The 18,959-nt window shown below is 68.5% G+C and carries 14 protein-coding genes; 6 read left to right on the top strand and 8 right to left on the bottom strand.

Going from position 1 to position 18,959, the window contains the following annotated elements:
* The first annotated feature begins 52 nt into the window (after positions 1 to 52).
* On the top strand, positions 53 to 1,234 hold the full coding sequence (locus J2W68_RS15860; protein WP_310237759.1) for an RNA polymerase sigma factor: 1,182 nt from the start codon (positions 53 to 55) through the stop codon (positions 1,232 to 1,234).
* A 188-nt stretch (positions 1,235 to 1,422) separates the two neighbouring features.
* Here J2W68_RS15860 and J2W68_RS15855 read toward each other — a convergent pair whose 3' ends face one another.
* The gene (locus J2W68_RS15855) at positions 1,423 to 2,109 is read right to left on the bottom strand and encodes an EF-hand domain-containing protein (RefSeq protein ID WP_310237756.1); all 687 of its coding nucleotides are present in this window, start codon (positions 2,107 to 2,109) and stop codon (positions 1,423 to 1,425) included.
* Between the two features lie 148 nt (positions 2,110 to 2,257).
* Here J2W68_RS15855 and J2W68_RS15850 point away from each other — a divergent pair, with 148 nt between their 5' ends.
* Together J2W68_RS15850 and J2W68_RS15845 are read left to right on the top strand one after the other, a co-directional pair.
* Positions 2,258 to 3,010, top strand: coding sequence for an arginyltransferase (locus J2W68_RS15850; RefSeq protein WP_310237753.1), 753 nt, complete (start codon positions 2,258 to 2,260; stop codon positions 3,008 to 3,010).
* Complete coding sequence (locus tag J2W68_RS15845; RefSeq protein ID WP_310237750.1) at positions 3,007 to 4,236, top strand: endonuclease/exonuclease/phosphatase family protein; 1,230 nt, start codon at positions 3,007 to 3,009, stop codon at positions 4,234 to 4,236. Before J2W68_RS15850 ends, J2W68_RS15845 begins: the two co-directional genes overlap by 4 nt.
* A gap of 34 nt (positions 4,237 to 4,270) precedes the next feature.
* Here J2W68_RS15845 and J2W68_RS15840 read toward each other — a convergent pair whose 3' ends face one another.
* From J2W68_RS15840 to J2W68_RS15830, 3 genes are all read right to left on the bottom strand, one after another.
* Entirely contained in the window at positions 4,271 to 5,959 is a 1,689-nt protein-coding gene (locus J2W68_RS15840) for an ABC1 kinase family protein (protein ID WP_310237747.1), read from the bottom strand.
* A complete protein-coding gene (locus J2W68_RS15835) occupies positions 5,959 to 6,465 on the bottom strand; it encodes a CinA family protein (RefSeq protein WP_310237744.1) in 507 nt (168 codons plus the stop codon). Before J2W68_RS15835 ends, J2W68_RS15840 begins: the two co-directional genes overlap by 1 nt.
* Before the next feature lie 142 nt (positions 6,466 to 6,607).
* Positions 6,608 to 9,163 (bottom strand): TonB-dependent receptor, encoded by a 2,556-nt coding sequence (locus J2W68_RS15830; protein WP_310237741.1) that lies wholly within the window; start codon positions 9,161 to 9,163, stop codon positions 6,608 to 6,610.
* A 268-nt stretch (positions 9,164 to 9,431) separates the two neighbouring features.
* On the opposite strand from J2W68_RS15830, the gene mutS reads away from it, so the two are divergent.
* The 3 genes from mutS (at position 9,432) to J2W68_RS15815 (ending at position 15,783) form a co-directional block, all read left to right on the top strand.
* Positions 9,432 to 12,032 carry a DNA mismatch repair protein MutS gene (mutS, locus tag J2W68_RS15825; RefSeq protein WP_310237738.1) on the top strand — a complete coding sequence of 867 codons (2,601 nt, stop codon included), beginning with the start codon at positions 9,432 to 9,434 and terminating at the stop codon, positions 12,030 to 12,032.
* A 405-nt stretch (positions 12,033 to 12,437) separates the two neighbouring features.
* Positions 12,438 to 14,684 carry a catalase/peroxidase HPI gene (gene katG, locus J2W68_RS15820; RefSeq protein ID WP_310237734.1) on the top strand — a complete coding sequence of 749 codons (2,247 nt, stop codon included), beginning with the start codon at positions 12,438 to 12,440 and terminating at the stop codon, positions 14,682 to 14,684.
* 151 nt (positions 14,685 to 14,835) lie between these two features.
* Positions 14,836 to 15,783 carry an SDR family NAD(P)-dependent oxidoreductase gene (locus J2W68_RS15815; protein WP_310237731.1) on the top strand — a complete coding sequence of 316 codons (948 nt, stop codon included), beginning with the start codon at positions 14,836 to 14,838 and terminating at the stop codon, positions 15,781 to 15,783.
* Positions 15,784 to 16,105: 322 nt separating this feature from the next.
* On the opposite strand, the gene J2W68_RS15810 is transcribed toward J2W68_RS15815, so the two are convergent.
* From J2W68_RS15810 to J2W68_RS15795, 4 genes are read right to left on the bottom strand one after another with little or no spacing between them, the layout of a single operon-like run.
* Complete coding sequence (locus tag J2W68_RS15810) at positions 16,106 to 16,519, bottom strand: RNA-binding S4 domain-containing protein (protein WP_310237729.1); 414 nt, start codon at positions 16,517 to 16,519, stop codon at positions 16,106 to 16,108.
* Positions 16,516 to 17,856 (bottom strand): sensor histidine kinase, encoded by a 1,341-nt coding sequence (locus J2W68_RS15805; RefSeq protein ID WP_310237726.1) that lies wholly within the window; start codon positions 17,854 to 17,856, stop codon positions 16,516 to 16,518. Before J2W68_RS15805 ends, J2W68_RS15810 begins: the two co-directional genes overlap by 4 nt.
* Complete coding sequence (locus J2W68_RS15800) at positions 17,853 to 18,515, bottom strand: response regulator transcription factor (protein ID WP_310237721.1); 663 nt, start codon at positions 18,513 to 18,515, stop codon at positions 17,853 to 17,855. Before J2W68_RS15800 ends, J2W68_RS15805 begins: the two co-directional genes overlap by 4 nt.
* Entirely contained in the window at positions 18,515 to 18,835 is a 321-nt protein-coding gene (locus J2W68_RS15795) for a PepSY domain-containing protein (protein ID WP_310237718.1), read from the bottom strand. The genes J2W68_RS15800 and J2W68_RS15795 overlap by 1 nt, the downstream gene beginning before the upstream one ends.
* Between the last annotated feature and the right edge of the window lie 124 nt (positions 18,836 to 18,959).

Here is an 18,959-nt window from a genome sequence, read left to right as displayed (position 1 = left end):
ATCCGGCGCCCGGGCCGCGTCCTTGAAAGCGACCTGACCTGCAAGGATCGCCATGACCGCCATTGCCGCCGACCTCGGCCTCGAAGACCGGATCCATCTGGAACTGCCCGCCGCGCGCGGCGGCGACCAGGCCGCCTACGGCCGCATCGTGAAGATGAGCCAGAACGCGACTACCGCGATTGCACTGGCAATCACCCGCGATGTGCAGGCCAGCCAGGACATCGCGCAGGAGGCCTATCTCAAGGCCTGGCAGCAGCTGGGCAGACTGCAGAACACCACGAGTTTCCTGCCGTGGCTACGCCAGATCACCCGCAACCTCGCCCGCGATTACCTGCGCGCGCGCCGCGAACGCACGGTGGCGGGCGAAGCGGCGGACATCGCCATCGCCCAGGCGGCCGATCCCGATGGCTGCCCGATGCAGCAGATCATCGACGACGAAACCGGCCGCGTCGCCGCAGACCTGATCTCCGATCTGCCCGACGAAAGCCGCGAAGTGCTGTTGCTCTATTACCGCGAAGGCGGCAACTCGAAACAGGTCGCCGCCCTGCTCGGCCTGTCCGATGCCGCCGTGCGCAAGCGTCTGTCGCGCGCGCGCCGCAGCCTGCGCGAGGACCTGATGGCGCGCTTCCAGGAGTTCGCCGCGAGCTCCGCACCGGGAACAGCATTCACGCTGCTGGTGACGGCCGGGCTGGCGACATTCGCGAAGCCCGCAGCAGCGGGCACGGTCGCGGGCGTCGCGGCAGGCGGCGCATTCGGCGCCAGTGCGGCCGGCAAGGCGGCGCTGGGCAGCGCGGGCGCACTCGGCGCTGCAGGTGTGTCGCTGGTGTTCGGCGGGCTGACCGTGTGGTTGTGCCGGAAGATGGTCGCGCGCTACGCGGACACCGATGCGGAACGCCGCGCGATCCTCAAGCTCTACGACCTGTGGTTCGTCTGGGGCGGGCTCCTGGGTGGCCTCATGGGCGCCGGCATCGGCTTCATGGCCGGCAGCCACGAGACGCCGGCTGGATGGTTCACGGTGGCGGCCGTAATCGCGCTGTCGCTTTACAACTATCCGCTGCTGACCAGCATGCCCCGGCTGATGAATCCGCTGATCGCGCGTGACATCGCGCGCGATCCCGTGGGCGGCGCCCGACGCGCGCTCGGTTATCGACTGATGTTCGGATCCAGCGGTCTGATCATTACCAACGTCGGTCTGCTGGGCGTACTGCTGATCGTCTGGCTCAGGACCGCCTGATCGCCGTGTCACGGCGTGTGTGCCGAGGCTTTCTGCGCGCCTAGCGACGTTGCGGATCTGTCCTGCAGCGCAAGACCGTCGCCCTGATATCGAGTTGCCCGACACGTCCCGCGGATGACCGGTTGCCCCGAGAGAACGAAAAAGGCCGCGCAATGCGCGGCCTTTTTCTTTGAGGTGACGCCCGCGACTCAGCGCTGCGGACGCGCCGGACGCAGCTCCTCGCGGCTGAGGAAGCCGTCGCGGTTCTCGTCGAGCCATGCGAAGCGCTCGGCAAGGCGCGGCATCTTCTCCGACACTTCGACCCGGCTCAGCTTGCCGTCCTTGTTGAGGTCGGCCTCGCTGAACTTCGTGGCGAAGCGACGCTCACCCTCGGCCCGGCGCTCGGCGGACTTTGCCGTGTGCCAGGTGCGCAGTTCGCCGCGGGTGAGGTAGCCGTCGCGGTTGGTGTCGATCGCATCGAAGTTCGCGACCAGATCGAAACCGCCGCCCTTGTGCGAACGCGGACCGCCCGGTCCCCGCTGCGGACGCTCGCCACGTGCATCGGCGCTGCGCGTACCTTCACGGCGCGGGCCGTCGGTACGCGGGCCCTCACCACGTGCGGCGCGTTCGGCGCGATGGGCATCGCGACGTGCCTGCATCGCCTGCTGCGCGGCCTGCGCTTCGGTACGGCTGATGCGGCCGTCGTTGTCGGTGTCGAGCCGCGCCATCGCGTCGACGCGATCGCCGCCCTGACCGCGCGGACCGTGGCCGCGATGACGTTCGCCGTCGGGCTTGGCCGCCTGCGTGCCGGCGGCGGGTGCCTGCGCTGCTGCCGCGCCGATCGTGGTGATGGACAGCGCCGCCAGCAGCGCGGTGGTGATGAGCCTCGTCTTCATGGGTGTGTTCCCGTTGCCGCGGCACCGTGCCGCTGTGCAGGGATCAACGCCTGTACCGAGTGCGGCGTTGACCGCTCCGCGGGCCGGTTCAGCCTGCGGTCGGCGAACCGATCGCGTCGTCTGCGACGCCGGTGCGTATCCTGCCGGCATGCAGACCCCCTCGCGCCCTGCCCCAGAACCGGACGCCGGCACAGGCGAATTGCGCCTGTTCCACACCGCGCCGCATGCCTGCGGCTACTGGCCGGACCGCGAAGCGCGCGACCTGGTGCTCGATCCGCGCGACCCACGCTTGGGTGATGTCTATCCGCAGGCGCTGCGCTGGGGCTTCCGCCGCTCGGGCGACATCGTCTATCGCCCGCATTGCGGCGACTGCCGCGCGTGCACGGCGGTGCGCATTCCGGTCGATGCCTTCGTGCCCAACCGCAGTCAGCGTCGCACGCTCGCACGCAATACGGATGTCGATGCGCGCGTGGTGGCGGCCGAGCGTAACGACGAGCGGCTCGCCTTGTATCGGAAGTACCTGGTGTCGCGACATCCGGCCGGCGGCATGGACGACCACGGCGCCAGTGAATTCGACCAGTTCCTGATCGGCAGCTGGAACGAGGGCCGGCTGCTGGAACTGCGCCTGCACGGGCAACTGGTGGCGGTGGCGGTGACCGATCTCATCGAGGATGCGCTGTCGGCCGTCTACACTTTCTACGACCCCGACGTCGTGTCACGCGGACTCGGCACACTGGCGATCCTGCGACAGATCGCCTGGGCGCAGCGCGACCGCCGGCGCTATCTCTATCTCGGCTACTGGATCGATGGACACCGCAAGATGGCTTACAAACGCAATTTCCGACCGCTCGAAGCCTTCGATGGACGCCAGTGGCGACCGCTGACGGACGCAACGCCATGAGCCGCACGTGGCTGGTCGCCCTGCTCGCCTGCGCCGTCGTCGCGCTGCTCGCCGCCTGCGTACGCGTCAACACGCACGACCAATCGCCGCGCGCCGCTGATGCGGGCTCGACCGGCACGCTGCGCATCGCGACCTACAACACCTCGCTCAACAGCGACGAAGCCGGTGGCCTGCTCGAGCGCCTGCGCGGCGACGACGCAGGCGCGCGCAAGGTCGCCGCCGTGCTGCAGCAGGTGCGTCCGGACATCGTGTTGCTCAACGAGTTCGACTACGTCGCCGACGGCAGCGCCGCCGATCTGTTCCAGCAGCGTTGGCTCGAACGCGCGCAGCCGGGTGGTGGCGAAGCGCTGCACTATCCCTACCGCTATCTCGCGCCGGTCAACACCGGCGTGCAGAGCGGCCTGGATCTCGACAACAACGGCACCATAGGCGGCGACGGCCGCGACCGCGGCAACGATGCCTGGGGCTACGGTCTGCACCCGGGCCAGTACGGCATGTTGCTGCTGTCGCGCTATCCGATCGATGCGGCGACCGCGCGCACCTTCCAGCTGCTGAAGTGGGAGGCGATGCCGGATGCGCGGCGTCCGCGCCATCCCGATGGCCGCCCCTTTCATCCCGACAGCACGTGGTCGCAGTTGCGGCTGTCGTCGAAATCGCACTGGGATGTGCAGGTGCGCGCGCCCGGCGGCGTGATTCACGTGCTGGCTGCGCATCCCACGCCGCCCGCGTTCGACGGACCGGAGAAGCGCAACGTGGCGCGCAATCACGACGAGATCCGCTTCTGGACCGAATACCTGTCGCCGGGCACGCACGAGTGGCTGTGCGACGACGCAGGCCGCTGCGGTGGGCTCGCACCCGACGCACGCTTCGTGATCCTCGGCGATCTCAACAACGATCCCGTCGATGGCGCCGGCGACCACACTGCGATTGTCGAACTGCTCGAACATCCACGCGTGCTGCGCATGGCCACGCCGAAAAGCGAAGGGGCGATCGAGGCCGCCGACGCCGACGGCGGCGCGAACGCGCAGCACCGCGGCTCGGCCGCGCACGACACCGGCAGCTTCGGCCCGCGTGTTGGCAACCTGCGCCTGGATTACGTGCTGCCCTCGGTAGGACATGCGTTTGTCGGAAACGGGGTGTTATGGCCGCGCAGCGACGCCGCGCATGCCGACATCGTCGACGGTACCGACCATCGCCTGGTCTGGGTGGACGTGCGCGTCGACTGACGCCGCACCACGGCCGCCGCATCGGCGCCGCGGCTCAGCGGTGTCGGCCCGATCGCCAGATCGACAACAGGATCCACACCCCACCCAGCGCGGCGCCGACGAAGCCGACGACGCCCAGCGCCATCAGCCAGCGGTTGCCGGACCCGGCGCTGACCGCGTTCATCACGATCGATGAGCCGATGATCAGCGCGGCCACAACCACGCCCATCGTCATCCGGTTGGCTGCGCTGTTGACCTGGTCGCCGAAGGCCTTGAGCGAGGTCACCTCGATCTGCCCGCGCAACCGTCCGCGACGTGCGCTCTGCACCAGCCGGCGCAGGTCGCGCGGCAGGTCCGCCAGCAGGTCCAGCGCGCCCGACAGCGACTGCTGGCCCCGCAGCGCCAGCGCGCGCGGCGAATGGCGCTGCCACATCAGCCGCTGCAACCAGGGCTGGGCGGCGCCGGTCATGTCGAAATCCGGGTCGAGCTGCCGGCCCAGGCCTTCGAGCGTCAGCAGCGCCTTGATCAGCAATGCGAGATCCGGCGGCAGCATCAAACCGTGGCGGCGCAGCAGTCCGGTGACGTCGCCGAGCATCGCGCCCATGCGCAGATCCTTCAGCAGCACGCCGCGGTACTGGTCGACGAAGGCGTCGATCTCCGACTGCAGCCGCGCCTCGTCGACCTCGGCGCCTTCTGTCCAGTCCAGCAGCACGTCGCACACCGTCTGCGGCTGCTGGAACACCAGGCCGTAGAGCAGTCGGGCGATCTGCTCGCGCAGCGTCGGCGAGACGCGCCCGACCATGCCGAAGTCGATCAGCGCCACGCGCCCGTCGCGCATGAAGAACAGGTTGCCGGGATGTGGATCGGCGTGGAACAGACCGTCTTCGAACACCATCTGCATGACGATGTCGGCGCCGGTCATCGCCAGCGCGTGGCGATCGAGGCCGGCGGCGTCGATCGCGGCGAGATCACCGGCCGGAATGCCGTCGACCAGTGCCTGCACGTTGAGCCGTTCGCTGGTCCACTCCCAGTACACGCGCGGAATCAGTACGCGTGCGTCCTCGGCGAAATTGCCGGCGATGCGTTCGGCATTGCGGCATTCGCGGGCGAAATCCAGTTCCCGCCGCAGTGACGCGTCGAATTGGCGCACCACCTCGACCGGGCGGTAGCGGCGCAGGTCGGGCGCCTGCGACTGCACGATCTCGGCCAACCGCACGAGCAGGCGCAGATCCGCCTCGACGACTTCGCGGATGCCGGGGCGGCGGATCTTCAGCACCACCGGCGTGCCGTCGTGCAGCCACGCGCGATGCGCCTGCGCCAGTGAGGCCGCGGCCATCGGCACGTCCTCGAAGCGTGCGAACACGCGTTCGGGCGCATCGCCGAGGTCTTCCTCCAGCTGTGCGCGCAGCGCCTCGATCGGCACCGCCGGCACATGGCTCTGCAGGCGACCGAGTTCGTCGATCCACTCCGGTGGCAGCAGGTCGACGCGGGTGGCCAGCACCTGGCCGAGCTTGACGAACGTCGGCCCGAGATCCTGCAAGGCATGACGCACGCGTTCGGGTGGCGACAGCCGCAGCACGGAATCCTCGCCGCCGCGCCCGATGTGCAGCAGGCGTCCCGCACGTTCCAGGGCGCCGGCCATGCCGATGCGCTGGACCAGATCGCCGAAACCGTAGCGCACCAGCACCGCGCCGATTTCCTGCACCCGCCCAAGATCACGGACGGTGGCCAGCGTCTCCCACATCAGCGCTCGCCCACGGTCTCGACCAGTCCCTGCAGCGCGGCCACCACGGTCTGGCGACGCACGGCATCACGGTCGCCGTCGAACTGGAACAGTTCCGCGCGCGCATAGCCACCACGACGTTTCCAGCCGATCCATACCGCGCCGACCGGCTTGTCCTCGCTGCCGCCGCCGGGGCCGGCGATACCGGTCACCGCAACCGCGACGCTGGCGCCTGAGTTCACCAGCGCACCGGAGACCATTTCGATCACGGTCTCGCGGCTGACCGCGCCGTGCGTTTCCAGCGTGTGAGGATTCACGCCCAGCAGCGCCTGCTTGGCCTCGTAGCTGTAGGCGGCCATGCCGCAATCGAACCAGTCGGAGCAGCCTGCGATGTCGGTCACGGCCTTGGCGATCCAGCCGCCGGTGCAGCTCTCGGCGGTGACGAGCCGATGGTGATGGGTCCGCAGCAGCGCGCCGGTCGCGTCGGCGAGTGCGTGCAGCGCGGCATCGGTGTGGGTGTCGTGCATGGATCGGCCCGGTGGGGGAAGCGGCCGTTGTACCGCATCGCGGTGCGCGCGTCGCCCCGCGCCACGGTGATGCTGCATTTCAAAGGCGCTGAAACGCGAACGGCCGACCCTCGCGGGCCGGCCGTCGCGTCGACACGATGGATCAGTAGCGCATGCGCAACGTCATGCCGTAGGTGCGCGGGGCACCGAGGAAGGCGTTGAACGAGCCCGTCTGGATCGGCGCATCGATGCCGACCTGCTTGTAGGTCTCGTCGGTCAGGTTCTGGCCCCAGAACTCCAGCATCCAGCGCTGGTCCTGGCGCCCGAAACCGACGCGTGCATTGAGCACCGTGTAGGCGTCCTGCATCTTCTCCGGCTTGAGGTCCGAGCCGGTGTTGTACTCGGACATGTACTTGGCACCAATGTTGAAGCGGCCCTGCAGCGTCGAACCGATATCCCAGGAATAGGTGGCCGACGCATTGCCCGACCATTTCGGCGCGAAGCTCATCTGGTTGCCGGGCAGCAGCGGCAGGTCCGGCACGATGTCGTTGCCGTACTCGGTCTCCGCATAGGTCACGCCGCCCTGCAGCATCAGGCCGGGCATGCGGGTCTGCCACAGCACTTCGGCGTCGATACCCATCGAGGTCACCTCAGGGATCGAGCGGACGACGAACGCGGTGCCGAGGAAGCTGTTGAGCTGGAAGTCCTCGTAGGTCTGGTGGAACAGCGCCCCGTTGAACACCAGGTTGCCCCCGGCCCAGCTGGTCTTCAGGCCCAGCTCGTAGCTGTCGACGAACTCGCCGTCGAAGGCGGTGTCGTCCACGGGCGTGATACCCACCTGCACGCGGTCGAGATTGAAGCCGCCGGCCTTGTACCCGCGCGAGGCCGACACATACGTCATCACCTCATCCGACCAGTCGTAGGCGACCTTCAGCGTGCCCGACCACTCTTTCTCGGTGCGCTCCTGGAACGTGCTGCGGCCGTTGTGCGCGATGTTCGCCCACGGCAGGCACATGAAGCCGGCAACCTGCGGCGCGATCGCCGGCACCAGACCGGCCAGCAGCTGCTGCTGCAGTGCGGGCGGCAGGCTGGCGAAGCCGTTGATGCGCTGCGCCAGTGCACCGCCCACGCGCGCGGCAGGGTTGGCCAGCGTCGCCGCGCAGCCCTGTGCGCCGTTGGGATTGGCGAAATCCGACTGCAGCGTTTTCTTCTCGCGGGTGTAGCGCAGGCCCAGGGTGATGTCGAGCGCGTCGGTGACGCGGAAGGTGTTGTTGGTGAACAGCGCAGCGCTCTTGGCGTTCTGCTCGTAACGGTCCAGCGCGCCCTGGCCGGTGAAGTTGGTGCCGAACGGACGGCCGCTGACCTGCGACAGGAACGTCGCCGGATTTGCAGTGTTGACGGTCAGCCCGAGCGGGGCCAGCTGCGCGGCGAGCGCAGGCAGCACCTGCGAGGCGACGGCTGTCGACAGGTAGGGCTCGTAGGCCGGGCCGAAGAAGTACGAGTCGTTGCGCCCCAGGTCCTCGTCTGAATAGAAGAAGCCGACCATCCAGTCGAGGCGGTCGGTCGCGCCGGTCAGGCGGAATTCCTGGCTGAAGTTCTCGAACTTCACCAGCGAGCCGTCCGGATTCGGCGGGCGATAGAGGATGTCCGCGCCGCTGTAGTCGAAGTCGATGCTAGTGATCGCCTCCCAGTCGCGGAAGGCGGTGATCGAGGTCAGCACCGCGTCGTTGGCCCACGGCGTGGTCCAGTTGACCTCGGCGGAGATGCCCTTGTCCTTGAGGTCCTGCTCGGTCGTGCGGTTGGCGTAGGCGAGACGGCGATCGAGATCGACGACCGGAATGATGCCCTCCCCACCGGGCGTGAGCGCGTCGATGATCGCCGCAGTCGGACCACGGAACGTGGTCATCGACACGCAGCAGTTCTCTTCCCGGCTGGTGTAGTCGGCGATGAAATTGATGTTGAGGTTCGATGTCGGTTCAAGCAGCAGTTGGCCGCGTAGCGAGTGGTAGTTCTGGTCGCCGTCGTCGGTCTCCTGGCGCGGACCGCCACCGGTATCCACATTGTCGACGCCGTCGCGCTTGCGCTTGGTGGCGAAAATGCGGAACGCGGCGTTGTCGCTGAGCGCGTCGTTGTACGAACCCGACACACCGAGCATGCCGTAGTTGCCCACCGTGACCTCGCCCTCGAGCGCCTGCGTGTAGCTCGGCCGCCGGGTGATGACGTTGATGACGCCGGCTGAGGTGTTCTTGCCGAACACCGTGCCCTGCGGGCCCTTGAGCACCTCGATGCGCTCCATCTCGCCGAGATCGCCGAAGCCCACACTGTTGCGCGCGCGGTAGACACCGTCGATGACGATGCCGACCGAGGATTCCAGACCCGGGTTGTCGCCGACCGTGCCGATGCCGCGAATACGCGCGGTGGTCTGCGCGGCGGACTGGGTGCTGGTGACGGTGAGGCCGGGCACTAGGACCTGCATGTCCTTGATGTCACGCACGCCGGTGTCCTGCAGCAACTGCTCAGGCAACACGTTGATGACGATCGGCACGTCCTGCAATGCTTCCTCGCGCTTCTGCGCGGTGACGGTGATCGCCGACAGCGTGGTCGGTGTTTCGGTGTCCGTGGTGGTCGACTGTGCCAGCGCGGGCGCAGCGACCGTGGCGGCCAATGCGACGACGACGGCGTGACTGAGCAGGCTGCGCTGCAACTGACGTGAATCCATGTTGTCCCCCGAGTGACGTGGTGTGGTTCTTTTCGAAAAACCGACGCCCGACGGCATTGCGCCATCGGGATTCCCCGCCGCTCCGGTCATCGTGGGGGACAGACCGGAACGTCCGGCAGTCGCCTGCCGTGAACGGAAACCTAACACACCTTCCACACGCGTGCGCATGGAGCTCGAGGGTCTTTTTGTGGCCGTCCGGGAGACCACTGCGGACCGCGGAAAACGGCGGTTTCGGGCAGACTATGCGGCCGGCCAAACGAGCGATTGGATGTCTTCGCCCCAGCACACGCCATTGATGCAGCAGTTCTTCGCCGCAAAGGCCGATCACCCCGATGTGCTGCTGTTCTTCCGCATGGGCGATTTCTACGAACTGTTCTACGACGACGCCCGCAAGGCGGCGCGGCTGCTCGACATCACCCTGACCCAGCGCGGCAATTCGGCCGGCGCGCCGATCCCGATGGCCGGCGTGCCGCATCACGCGGCCGAAGGCTATCTGGCGCGACTGGTCGCGCTGGGCGAGTCGGTGGCGATCTGCGAACAGATCGGCGACCCCGCGGCGAGCAAGGGCCTGGTCGAACGCAAGGTCGTGCGCATCGTCACGCCGGGCACGGTGACCGACGAGGCGCTGCTGCAGGAACGGCGAGACACGCTGTTGATGGCGGTCGCGCGCAACCGCGCCGGGCATTACGGCCTCGCCTGGGCCGATCTCGCCGGCGGCCGTTTTCTGGTCTGCGAATGCGCGACCGAAGACATGCTCGAAGCCGAAATCGCGCGGCTCGACCCGGCCGAACTGCTGGTGCCCGACGAAGACGGCTGGCCGGGCTTCCTGTCCGAGCGCACCGGTGCGCGTCGTCGCCCGCCGTGGCTGTTCGATGCCGACTCCGGCCGCCGCCAACTGCTGCAGTTCTTCGGCCTGCACGATCTCACCGGTTTCGGCATCGACGACAAGCCGCTGGCCGTGGCATCAGCCGGCGCGCTGCTCGGCTATGTCGAGGAAACCCAGAAGCAGCGGCTGCCGCATCTGACGTCCATCTCGGTGGAAAGCGGCGACGGCGCGATTGCGATGAACGCCGCGACCCGCCGACACCTCGAACTCGACACCCGCGTCGATGGCGACACCCGCAACACCCTGCTCGGCGTGCTCGATTCCACCGTCACGCCGATGGGCGGACGTCTGCTGCGGCGCTGGCTGCACCGGCCGCTGCGCGACCGCGTCGTGCTCGGCGAGCGCCTGCATGCGGTGCAGACGCTGATCGATTCGGGCGGCGATGACACCTTGCGCGAGCGCTTCCGCGCGCTCGGCGACATGGAACGCGTGCTCACGCGCATCGCATTGCGTTCGGCGCGCCCTCGCGACCTGTCCACGCTGCGCGATGGCCTCGCCATGCTCCCGGACCTGCGCGGCATTCTCGGCGCGCTCGATTCGCCGCGTCTGCGCGCCCTGCATGACAGCCTCGGCGAGCACGCAGGCGAAGCGCATCTGCTGGCCACCGCGCTGGTCGAGCAGCCGCCAGTGCTCGCACGCGACGGTGGTGTGTTCGCCGATGGTCATGACGCCGAACTCGCCGAGCTGCGACGCCTGAGCACGCACGCCGACCAGTTCCTCGTGGATCTGGAAGCGCGCGAGCGCGCGGCCAGCGGCATCCCGACGCTGAAGGTCGGCTACAACCGCGTCCACGGCTATTACATCGAAGTCTCCAAGGCGCATTCGGCGAAGGCGCCTGCGCACTACACGCGCCGGCAGACCTTGACCAACGCCGAGCGCTACATCACCGAGGAACTCAAGACCTTCGAGGACAAGGTGCTGTCGGCGCGCGAGCGTTCGCTGGCCCGCGAACGGCTGCTGTACGAACAGCTGCTCGACGCGCTCAACGACCGCATCGAAGCGCTCAAGCACTGCGCCGGTGCGCTCAGCGAACTCGACGTGCTGGCCTGCTTCGCCGAACGCGGACAGGCGCTGGACTGGTCACGCCCGCAGCTCGACGATGCGCCCGGCATCCGCATCGAACGCGGTCGCCATCCGGTGGTCGAAGCGGTACGCCGCGAACCTTTCGAGCCCAACGATCTGGTGCTCGGCGACGGCGATGCATTCGATGCGCGCCGCATGCTGGTCATCACCGGCCCGAACATGGGCGGCAAGAGCACCTACATGCGCCAGAACGCGCTGATCGTGCTGCTCGCGCACATCGGCAGCTTCGTGCCGGCGTCGCGCGCGGTGATCGGACCGATCGACCGCATCCTGACCCGCATCGGCGCCGGCGACGATCTGGCCAAGGGCCAGTCGACCTTCATGGTCGAGATGGCCGAAACCAGCTACATCCTGCATCACGCCACCGACCAGTCGCTGGTGCTGATGGACGAGATCGGACGCGGCACCTCGACCTACGACGGCCTTGCGCTGGCCGACGCCTGCGCGCGGCATCTTGCAGCGGCGAACCGCAGTTACACGCTGTTCGCGACGCACTACTTCGAACTCACCGCGCTGGCGCAGCCGGGCAGCGGCATTGCCAACGTGCATCTGGATGCGGTCGAGCATCGCGACAAGCAGGGCGGCGAGACGCTGGTGTTCATGCACGCGGTCAAGGCCGGCCCGGCCGACCGCAGCTTCGGCCTGCAGGTCGCCGCGCTGGCGGGTCTGCCCAAGGCCGTCGTCCGCGACGCCCGCGCGCGCCTGGCCGAACTCGAACAGCGTCGCCACGACACGCCTGCGGCCGCACCGATGTCGGCGGGCACGCTCGACAGTCCGCAGCAAATCGGGCTGTTCGCACCCCCGTCCGCGGCCATGGAAGCGCTGGCCGGACTTGATCCCGACGAACTCACGCCGAAGCAGGCGCTGGAAGCGCTGTACCGGCTGCGGGCGTTGCTCTGACGAGCGCGCGGCTCGGCCGACCACGCTTCCACGCGTCCGACCTTCGTTTCCGCGCGTCTCAAGGATCCCTGCACGCACGCACACGGGTGGATCGAATGGGCAGAGCGCGCAACGCCCGATAGCCCACACCTATCGAATAGACGCGAACAATCGATTTCCCTCCCGGCAATGACAGGGCCTACCCTGAACGTCCAATACGGGAGGTCGCCAGCCATGCGCCAGCACATCGATCGCTACCGAGCCCGATCTCGCCGTCCCGCACCTGTCGCTCAATCCGCGGGCTGACCCGCGCTTCGCGTCGATCCGCCACCGGCAGATCGACCGTCACCTGCGTTCCGTATACCTGTCCCGATGGCCGCTCTCTGGCGCGCCATCGCCGCTCGATCACCCGGGAGAATTCCAGCCATGTCGACCGAAGCCAAATGTCCGTTCCACCAGACCGCCGGCGGCGGCACCAGCAATCGTGACTGGTGGCCGCAGCAGCTGCGTCTGGATCTGCTCAACCAGCATTCGTCGAAATCCGATCCGATGGGCGCGGATTTCGACTACGCCGCCGAATTCGCCAAGCTCGACTACGACGGCCTCAAGCGCGATCTCGCCGCGCTGATGACCGATTCGCAGGACTGGTGGCCGGCCGATTTCGGCCACTACGGCGGCCTGTTCGTGCGCATGGCCTGGCACAGCGCCGGCACCTATCGCATCGGTGACGGACGCGGCGGCGGCGGTCGCGGCCAGCAGCGCTTCGCCCCGCTCAACAGCTGGCCCGACAACGTCAGCCTCGACAAGGCACGACGCCTGCTGTGGCCGATCAAGCAGAAATACGGCCGCGCCATTTCCTGGGCGGACCTGATGATCCTCACCGGCAACGTCGCGCTGGAAACCATGGGCTTCAAGACCTTCGGCTTCGCCGGCGGCCGTGACGACACCTGGGAGCCGGACCTCGACGTGTACTGGGGCCGCGAGACCACGTGGCTCGGCGGCGACGTGCGTTACGCGCACGGCTCGCACGGCGTGCCGAAGGGTGGCGACGACGGCGTGCTGGTCTCCGATGACAACGCCGACGGCGACGTGCATTCGCGCAAGCTCGAAAACCCGCTGGCCGCGGTGCAGATGGGCCTGATCTACGTGAACCCCGAAGGCCCGGACGGCAATCCCGATCCGCTGCTCGCAGCAGCGGACATCCGTGACACCTTCGGCCGCATGGCGATGGACGACGAGGAAACCGTCGCGTTGATCGCCGGTGGCCACAGCTTCGGCAAGACCCATGGCGCGGCGCCGTCCGAACACGTCGGCGAGGAGCCCGAGGCGCACACACTCGAAGCGCAGGGCTTCGGCTGGCACAACAGTTTCGGCAGCGGCAAGGGCGCCGACACGATCACCAGCGGCCTCGAAGTCACGTGGACGAAGACGCCGGCGCAATGGAGCAATGACTTTTTCGAACACCTGTTCGGTTTCGAATGGGAACTGTCGAAGAGCCCGGCCGGTGCGCAGCAGTGGGTGGCAAAGAATGCGGAGGCGACGATTCCGCACGCCTACGACGCATCGAAGAAGCTGGTGCCGACGATGCTCACGACCGACCTCGCGCTGCGCTTCGATCCGGCCTACGAGAAGATCTCGCGGCGCTTCCTCGAAAACCCGGACCAGTTCGCCGACGCGTTCGCGCGAGCGTGGTTCAAGCTCACCCACCGCGACATGGGCCCGCGCGCGCGCTATCTCGGACCCGAGGTGCCGGAGGAAGCGCTGATCTGGCAGGACCCGGTGCCTGCAGTCGAACACGCGCTGATCGACGATGCCGATGTCGCCTCACTGAAGCAGGCGATTCTCGCCAGCGGCCTGTCGGTCTCCGAACTGGTCTCGACCGCATGGGCGTCGGCCTCGACGTTCCGCGGCGGCGACAAGCGCGGCGGTGCGAACGGTGCGCGCATCCGGCTCGCCCCGCAGAAGGACTGGGCGGTCAACAATCCGCCGCAGCTGGCGAAGGTGCTCGCCGCGCTGGAACAGGTGCAGGCCGATTTCAACGGAAAGGACAACGGCGGCAAGCAGGTCTCGCTGGCCGATCTGATCGTGCTCGGTGGCGCGGCCGCGGTCGAGAAGGCCGCGCAGGACGCCGGCGTGTCGGTCACCGTGCCGTTCTCGCCGGGCCGCGGCGATGCCTCGCAGGACCAGACGGATGTCGAATCCTTCGATGCACTGGAACCCTGGGCAGACGGCTTCCGGAATTACGCGAAGGGCCATTCGGAGGTGCCGCTGGAACACCTGCTGATCGACCGCGCGCAGTTGCTGACGTTGACCGCGCCGGAGACCACCGTGCTGGTCGGTGGCCTGCGCGTGCTCGGCGCGAACCACGACGGGGGGCAGCACGGCGTGCTGACCGATCGCCCGGGCGTGCTGTCCAACGATTTCTTCCGCAATCTGCTCGATATGGGCACCGAGTGGGCGCCGTCGGGCCGGACCACGTTCGAGGGTCGGATACGCGGCACCGGCACCAAGCGATGGAGTGGCACGCGCGTCGATCTCGTCTTCGGTTCGAACGCGGTCCTGCGTGCACTGGCCGAGGTCTATGCCAGCGATGACGCGCAGGAGAAGTTCGTGCGCGATTTCGTCGCGGCATGGACGAAGGTCATGGACCTGGACCGTTACGACCTGCGTTGATCGCAGCAGGACGTCGCCCTCGGGCGACGGCGTGACCGGACGCCGATGCTTGATGCATCGGCGTTCGCGTTTGCGGGTATCGCACCGTCGTGAGGTCGTCGCGCGGTCGTCCTACACTCGACAACCCGAGCCGTCACGGACCCGAACACCGATGCATTTCGATCACCGCAGGCGCCGCCTGCTGCAGGCCGGTGCGCTGGCCACACTGGCGACGGCCCTGCCCGGCTTCGCACGCACCCAGGATCTCGACGCGACGTCCACCGCCGAGGACGCGACCGCGGGCCTCGATCTGCGCGGCCGGACCATCGTCGTCACCGGCTGCACGTCCGGCATCGGCCAGGAAACCATGCGCGTGCTCGCGCTGCGCGGCGCGCACGTGATCGGCACCGCGCGGTCGCGGGCGAGCGGTGACGCCGCCTGCGCCGCGGTCGACGGGCGTGCGACGCCCGTGGTGCTCGATCTCGCCGACTTCGATTCGGTCGCCGCGGCGAGCGACACGATCCGCGCGCTCGACGTGCCGATCGACGCACTGGTCTGCAATGCCGGCGTCGTGCTCGACGATCTCGAGCAGGTGCGTGGCATCGAGAAGACCTTCGTCGTCAACCATCTCGGCCATTACCTGCTGGTGCGGCGTCTGCTCGATCGCGTGGTCGCCGCGCCGCAGGGCCGGGTCGTCGTGCTGGGCAGTGGCGACGAACGCAACGCACCGCCGGGCGGCATCCAGTTCGACGACCTTTCCGGCGCGAGCTGGGATGCGCGCTACGCGCATTCCAAGCTCGCGAATGGCCTGTTCTCACTGGAACTGTCGCGGTACCTGGCGGACACCCGCGCGACATCCAACTGCGTTTCGCCCGGCCACACGCGCAGCAACATCCTGCGCAATGTCGGCAACCGCTACCGCGATGACGCGCGCAGCGTGCAACAGGGCGCAGCCACGCCGTGCTGGCTGGCCGCCTCGTCCGCAGCATCCGGCATCACCGGCGCGTTCTACCGCGATTTCGCGCCGGCACCGCAGAGCGACATGCAGCGTGATGCGGCGATGGCGGCGCGACTGTGGACCGTCTCCGAAGCCCTCGTCGGCGACTGGATGCCGGGCTGACGACGTGGCTTCACGGGCTACGGTCTGCCGCCGATCCTGATCCCAGGCGCGGCCTCCCGGCATTCCCGGGGCAGCGATTCAGCGCTCGGTGCGGGAGACCCCGGCAACTGCGCCTCGCGCAACTGCCGCGCGGCGTCGGCGCACCAAGCGGGATAGCGCGATCCGGCGTCCGCCCGCATCTCGTCCTGGCTGGCACATCCCGAAATCCCGATTACGCCCGCCAATACCATCGCCCGCCGAAGCCGCATCGTGCACCTGCCAATCCCTGGGTCGTGGCGCCAGCATGCCGCAACGCACCGGCCGCGACTTGAACAGGCGCGGCTCAGAGCGCGTCGATGTCGCCGAGCGCGCGGATCAGTTTCCGCGCGCGCTTGTCGGGCTTGTGCTCAGGCGCCTGGTACCCCGCTCGCGCGGCGCGCGCCTCGGCCAGCCGCGCCATGCGCGCTTCACGCGAGGCGTCGGTTTCGCTGTACAGCGTCTGCGCGACGCTCGCCGGGCCACGCGTGTCCGACAGTCCCGCAACCGCGATGTCGAACACTTCCTCGCCGCGAGCCACCCGCAGCGCATCGCCGATGCGGACCGCGCGCGCGGGCTTCGCGCGCTGCCCACCGACATCGACCTTGCCGGTCTCGATCGCCTGTTTGGCCAGCGCGCGGGTCTTGAAGAAACGCGCCGCCCAGAGCCAGAGGTCGAGTCGGACGCTGTCGGCGGCGTTGGGAACCTGGGCTTCGCTCATGCGCCCGATATCGGTGCGCCGGCCGGCAAATCAAGCAGCGCGCGGAATCCGCCCTGCAGGTTCTCGAGCACCAGTGTGCCGTCATAGGACACCGCGACCCCGTCGACGATCGACAGTCCCAGGCCATGCCCCGGCATCCGGCTGTCGAGGCGCACGCCGCGCTGCAGTGCCTGCGCCATCGCCTCCGCCTGCATGCCGGGGCCGTCGTCGTCGACCGCGATCCGCACGCGTCCGCCATAGACGCTCGCGTGGATGCGCACCTGCGCGCGCGCCCACTTCACCGCGTTGTCGACGAGGTTGCCGAGCATCTCTTCCAGATCCTCGCGCGCCCCGGCGAACACCAGATCCGGCGCGACCTCGCAGTGCAGCGTCACGCGATCGCCGGCGGTCTGCGCGAACAGCCCGCACAGCGCATCGGCCACCGGGGCGATCGGCGTGCGCTGGCGCGCATCCACCGCGAAGCCGCCCGCGAGTCTGCGCTCCACCTCACCGCGCATACGCTGCACCTGGGTGGACACGACACCGGCGATGTCGTCCCCTGGACGCTGCGCTTCCGCCGACAGCACGGCGAGCGGCGTCTTCAGTGCATGGGCGAGATCCTCGGCGGCATGACGCGCGCGGGCGACGCGGCGTGCATGTTCGTCGAGCAGATCGTCGATCTGCTCCGCCAGCGGCGCCGCCTCGGCCGGCCAGCGCTCGGCACCGAAACGCACGTCGTCGCCGTTGCGCACCCGCTGCAGGATGCCGCGCATGCGCCGCAGTGGACGCAGGCCCCACTCGATCTGCCAGGCCAGCAGCGCCAGCAGCGCGGCCGCCGCGCCGGCGAAGGCCAGCATCGCCGCCTGCCGGAAGCCGCGCGTCTCGGCGATGACATCGCCGCGGTCCCCGGCCACGTGCACCGGAATGGGTTCGGCGACACCCGGCAGCCGCAGCAACTGCGCACGCATGCGCAGCTGCTGGCCGCGCGGGCCTTCGACGACCGACCACACCGCCGCATTGCCGGGCACATCGTGCGCAACGAGTTCGTCATCCCACAGCGAGCGCGAGCGCACCGCCGTCTCACCATCGCCGATGCGCCAGTACCAGCCGGAAAACACCCGCGCCCAGCGTTCGTCGGCGGGCTGCCTGCGCAATTGCCAGCCGCCATCCGCACGCGCTTCGAGCAGACCGGCGAGCGTCGCGAAATCGTCGTCGAGACGACTGTCGAGCGCGCGTTGTCCGGAGCGTTCGAACATCGCGCCAAGCAGGCCACCTGCGATCACCGCCGAGATCGCAACACCCAGCGCGCCTGCCAGCCACAATCGCCAGCGCAACGAGAGCACGCGACGTGCGCTCATGGCGTCTCCGACAGCCGGAAGCCCTGCCCGCGCACGGTGTGTATCAGCGCGACGCCCAGCTTGCGGCGGATGCGCCCGATCAACACGTCGAGCGCATTGGAATCGGGATCGAAGCCGTTGTCGTAGACGTGCTCGCCGAGTTCGCCGCGGCTGACCACACGACCGGCGTGATGGATCAGATACGCGAGGATGCGGTGTTCCTGCGCGGTCAACGCGAGCGGATCGCCGTCGAGCACGAAGCGGCCCGCATTCGCATCGAACTCGAGCGGTCCGCAACGCAGACGCGGCGACGCGTGACCGGCGCTGCGGCGGATCAAGGCCTGCAGTCGCAGCACCAGCTCCTCGATCTGGAACGGCTTGGTCAGGTAATCGTCGGCGCCTGCGTTGAAACCGGCCAGCTTGTCGTGCCAGCGGCTGCGCGCGGTGAGCATCAGCACCGGCGAGGTCAGGCCCGCCTCGCGCCAGCGATGCAGCACCGAGACGCCGTCGAGAGTCGGCAGGCCGAGATCGAGCACGACCGCGTCGTAGGCTTCGGTCTGGCCGCGGAACTCGGCGTCCGCGCCGTCCTCCGCACGATCGACCGCGAAACCCGCGGCGCCGAGCGCCGCGGCGACGCGCGCCGCGAGCTCGACGTCGTCTTCGGCCAGCAGGATGCGCATCAGTCGTCGATCTCGACCTTGAGCAGGCGCCCGGAGCGCGCATCGTACTTCAGCTCCACCACACGCCCGTCTCGCATCAGGATCTCGATCTCGTACTCGTCATCGTCCTGGTCGAGTTCCACCTCGATGACGCGCCCCGGATAGCGGCGTTCGGCATCGGCGAGCAGGTGTTCGAGCCGCACGAACTCGCCGCTGCGCACGCCGTCGCGGGCGTAGTCAGCGGTGCCCTGCGGATCCTGCGCATCGGCGTGCAGCGGCACCGCAAGCGGCGCAGCGAACAGGAGAGTGGCGAGTGCGAGCGGAGCAAGGAGAGTACGCATGGCGCAAGTGTGGCGACGCGGATTAACGAAACCGTGAACGGCTCGATCAAGGCCGCGTTAAGTGCGATCGGGAGACTGGCGTCAACCGGTTGCAGACCGGTGCTCCCCATCCATACCGAGGAAT

It is taken from the genome of Luteimonas terrae, from assembly GCF_031457535.1.
Taxonomy (GTDB): Bacteria; Pseudomonadota; Gammaproteobacteria; order Xanthomonadales; family Xanthomonadaceae; genus Luteimonas; species Luteimonas terrae_A.
This window is presented reverse-complemented; position numbering and strand designations above follow the sequence as displayed.

What these genes read in the sequence shown, in the direction of transcription:
- J2W68_RS15815 (WP_310237731.1), top strand. Translation starts at nt 14,836, where the DNA reads ATGCATTTCGATCACCGCAGGCGCCGCCTGCTGCAGGCCGGTGCGCTG.
- katG (WP_310237734.1), top strand. Translation starts at nt 12,438, where the DNA reads ATGTCGACCGAAGCCAAATGTCCGTTCCACCAGACCGCCGGCGGCGGC.
- J2W68_RS15845 (WP_310237750.1), top strand. Translation starts at nt 3,007, where the DNA reads ATGAGCCGCACGTGGCTGGTCGCCCTGCTCGCCTGCGCCGTCGTCGCG.
- J2W68_RS15795 (WP_310237718.1), bottom strand. Translation starts at nt 18,835, where the DNA reads ATGCGTACTCTCCTTGCTCCGCTCGCACTCGCCACTCTCCTGTTCGCT.
- J2W68_RS15830 (WP_310237741.1), bottom strand. Translation starts at nt 9,163, where the DNA reads ATGGATTCACGTCAGTTGCAGCGCAGCCTGCTCAGTCACGCCGTCGTC.
- J2W68_RS15800 (WP_310237721.1), bottom strand. Translation starts at nt 18,515, where the DNA reads ATGCGCATCCTGCTGGCCGAAGACGACGTCGAGCTCGCGGCGCGCGTC.
- J2W68_RS15855 (WP_310237756.1), bottom strand. Translation starts at nt 2,109, where the DNA reads ATGAAGACGAGGCTCATCACCACCGCGCTGCTGGCGGCGCTGTCCATC.
- J2W68_RS15835 (WP_310237744.1), bottom strand. Translation starts at nt 6,465, where the DNA reads ATGCACGACACCCACACCGATGCCGCGCTGCACGCACTCGCCGACGCG.
- mutS (WP_310237738.1), top strand. Translation starts at nt 9,432, where the DNA reads ATGTCTTCGCCCCAGCACACGCCATTGATGCAGCAGTTCTTCGCCGCA.
- J2W68_RS15850 (WP_310237753.1), top strand. Translation starts at nt 2,258, where the DNA reads ATGCAGACCCCCTCGCGCCCTGCCCCAGAACCGGACGCCGGCACAGGC.
- J2W68_RS15810 (WP_310237729.1), bottom strand. Translation starts at nt 16,519, where the DNA reads ATGAGCGAAGCCCAGGTTCCCAACGCCGCCGACAGCGTCCGACTCGAC.
- J2W68_RS15805 (WP_310237726.1), bottom strand. Translation starts at nt 17,856, where the DNA reads ATGAGCGCACGTCGCGTGCTCTCGTTGCGCTGGCGATTGTGGCTGGCA.
- J2W68_RS15840 (WP_310237747.1), bottom strand. Translation starts at nt 5,959, where the DNA reads ATGTGGGAGACGCTGGCCACCGTCCGTGATCTTGGGCGGGTGCAGGAA.
- J2W68_RS15860 (WP_310237759.1), top strand. Translation starts at nt 53, where the DNA reads ATGACCGCCATTGCCGCCGACCTCGGCCTCGAAGACCGGATCCATCTG.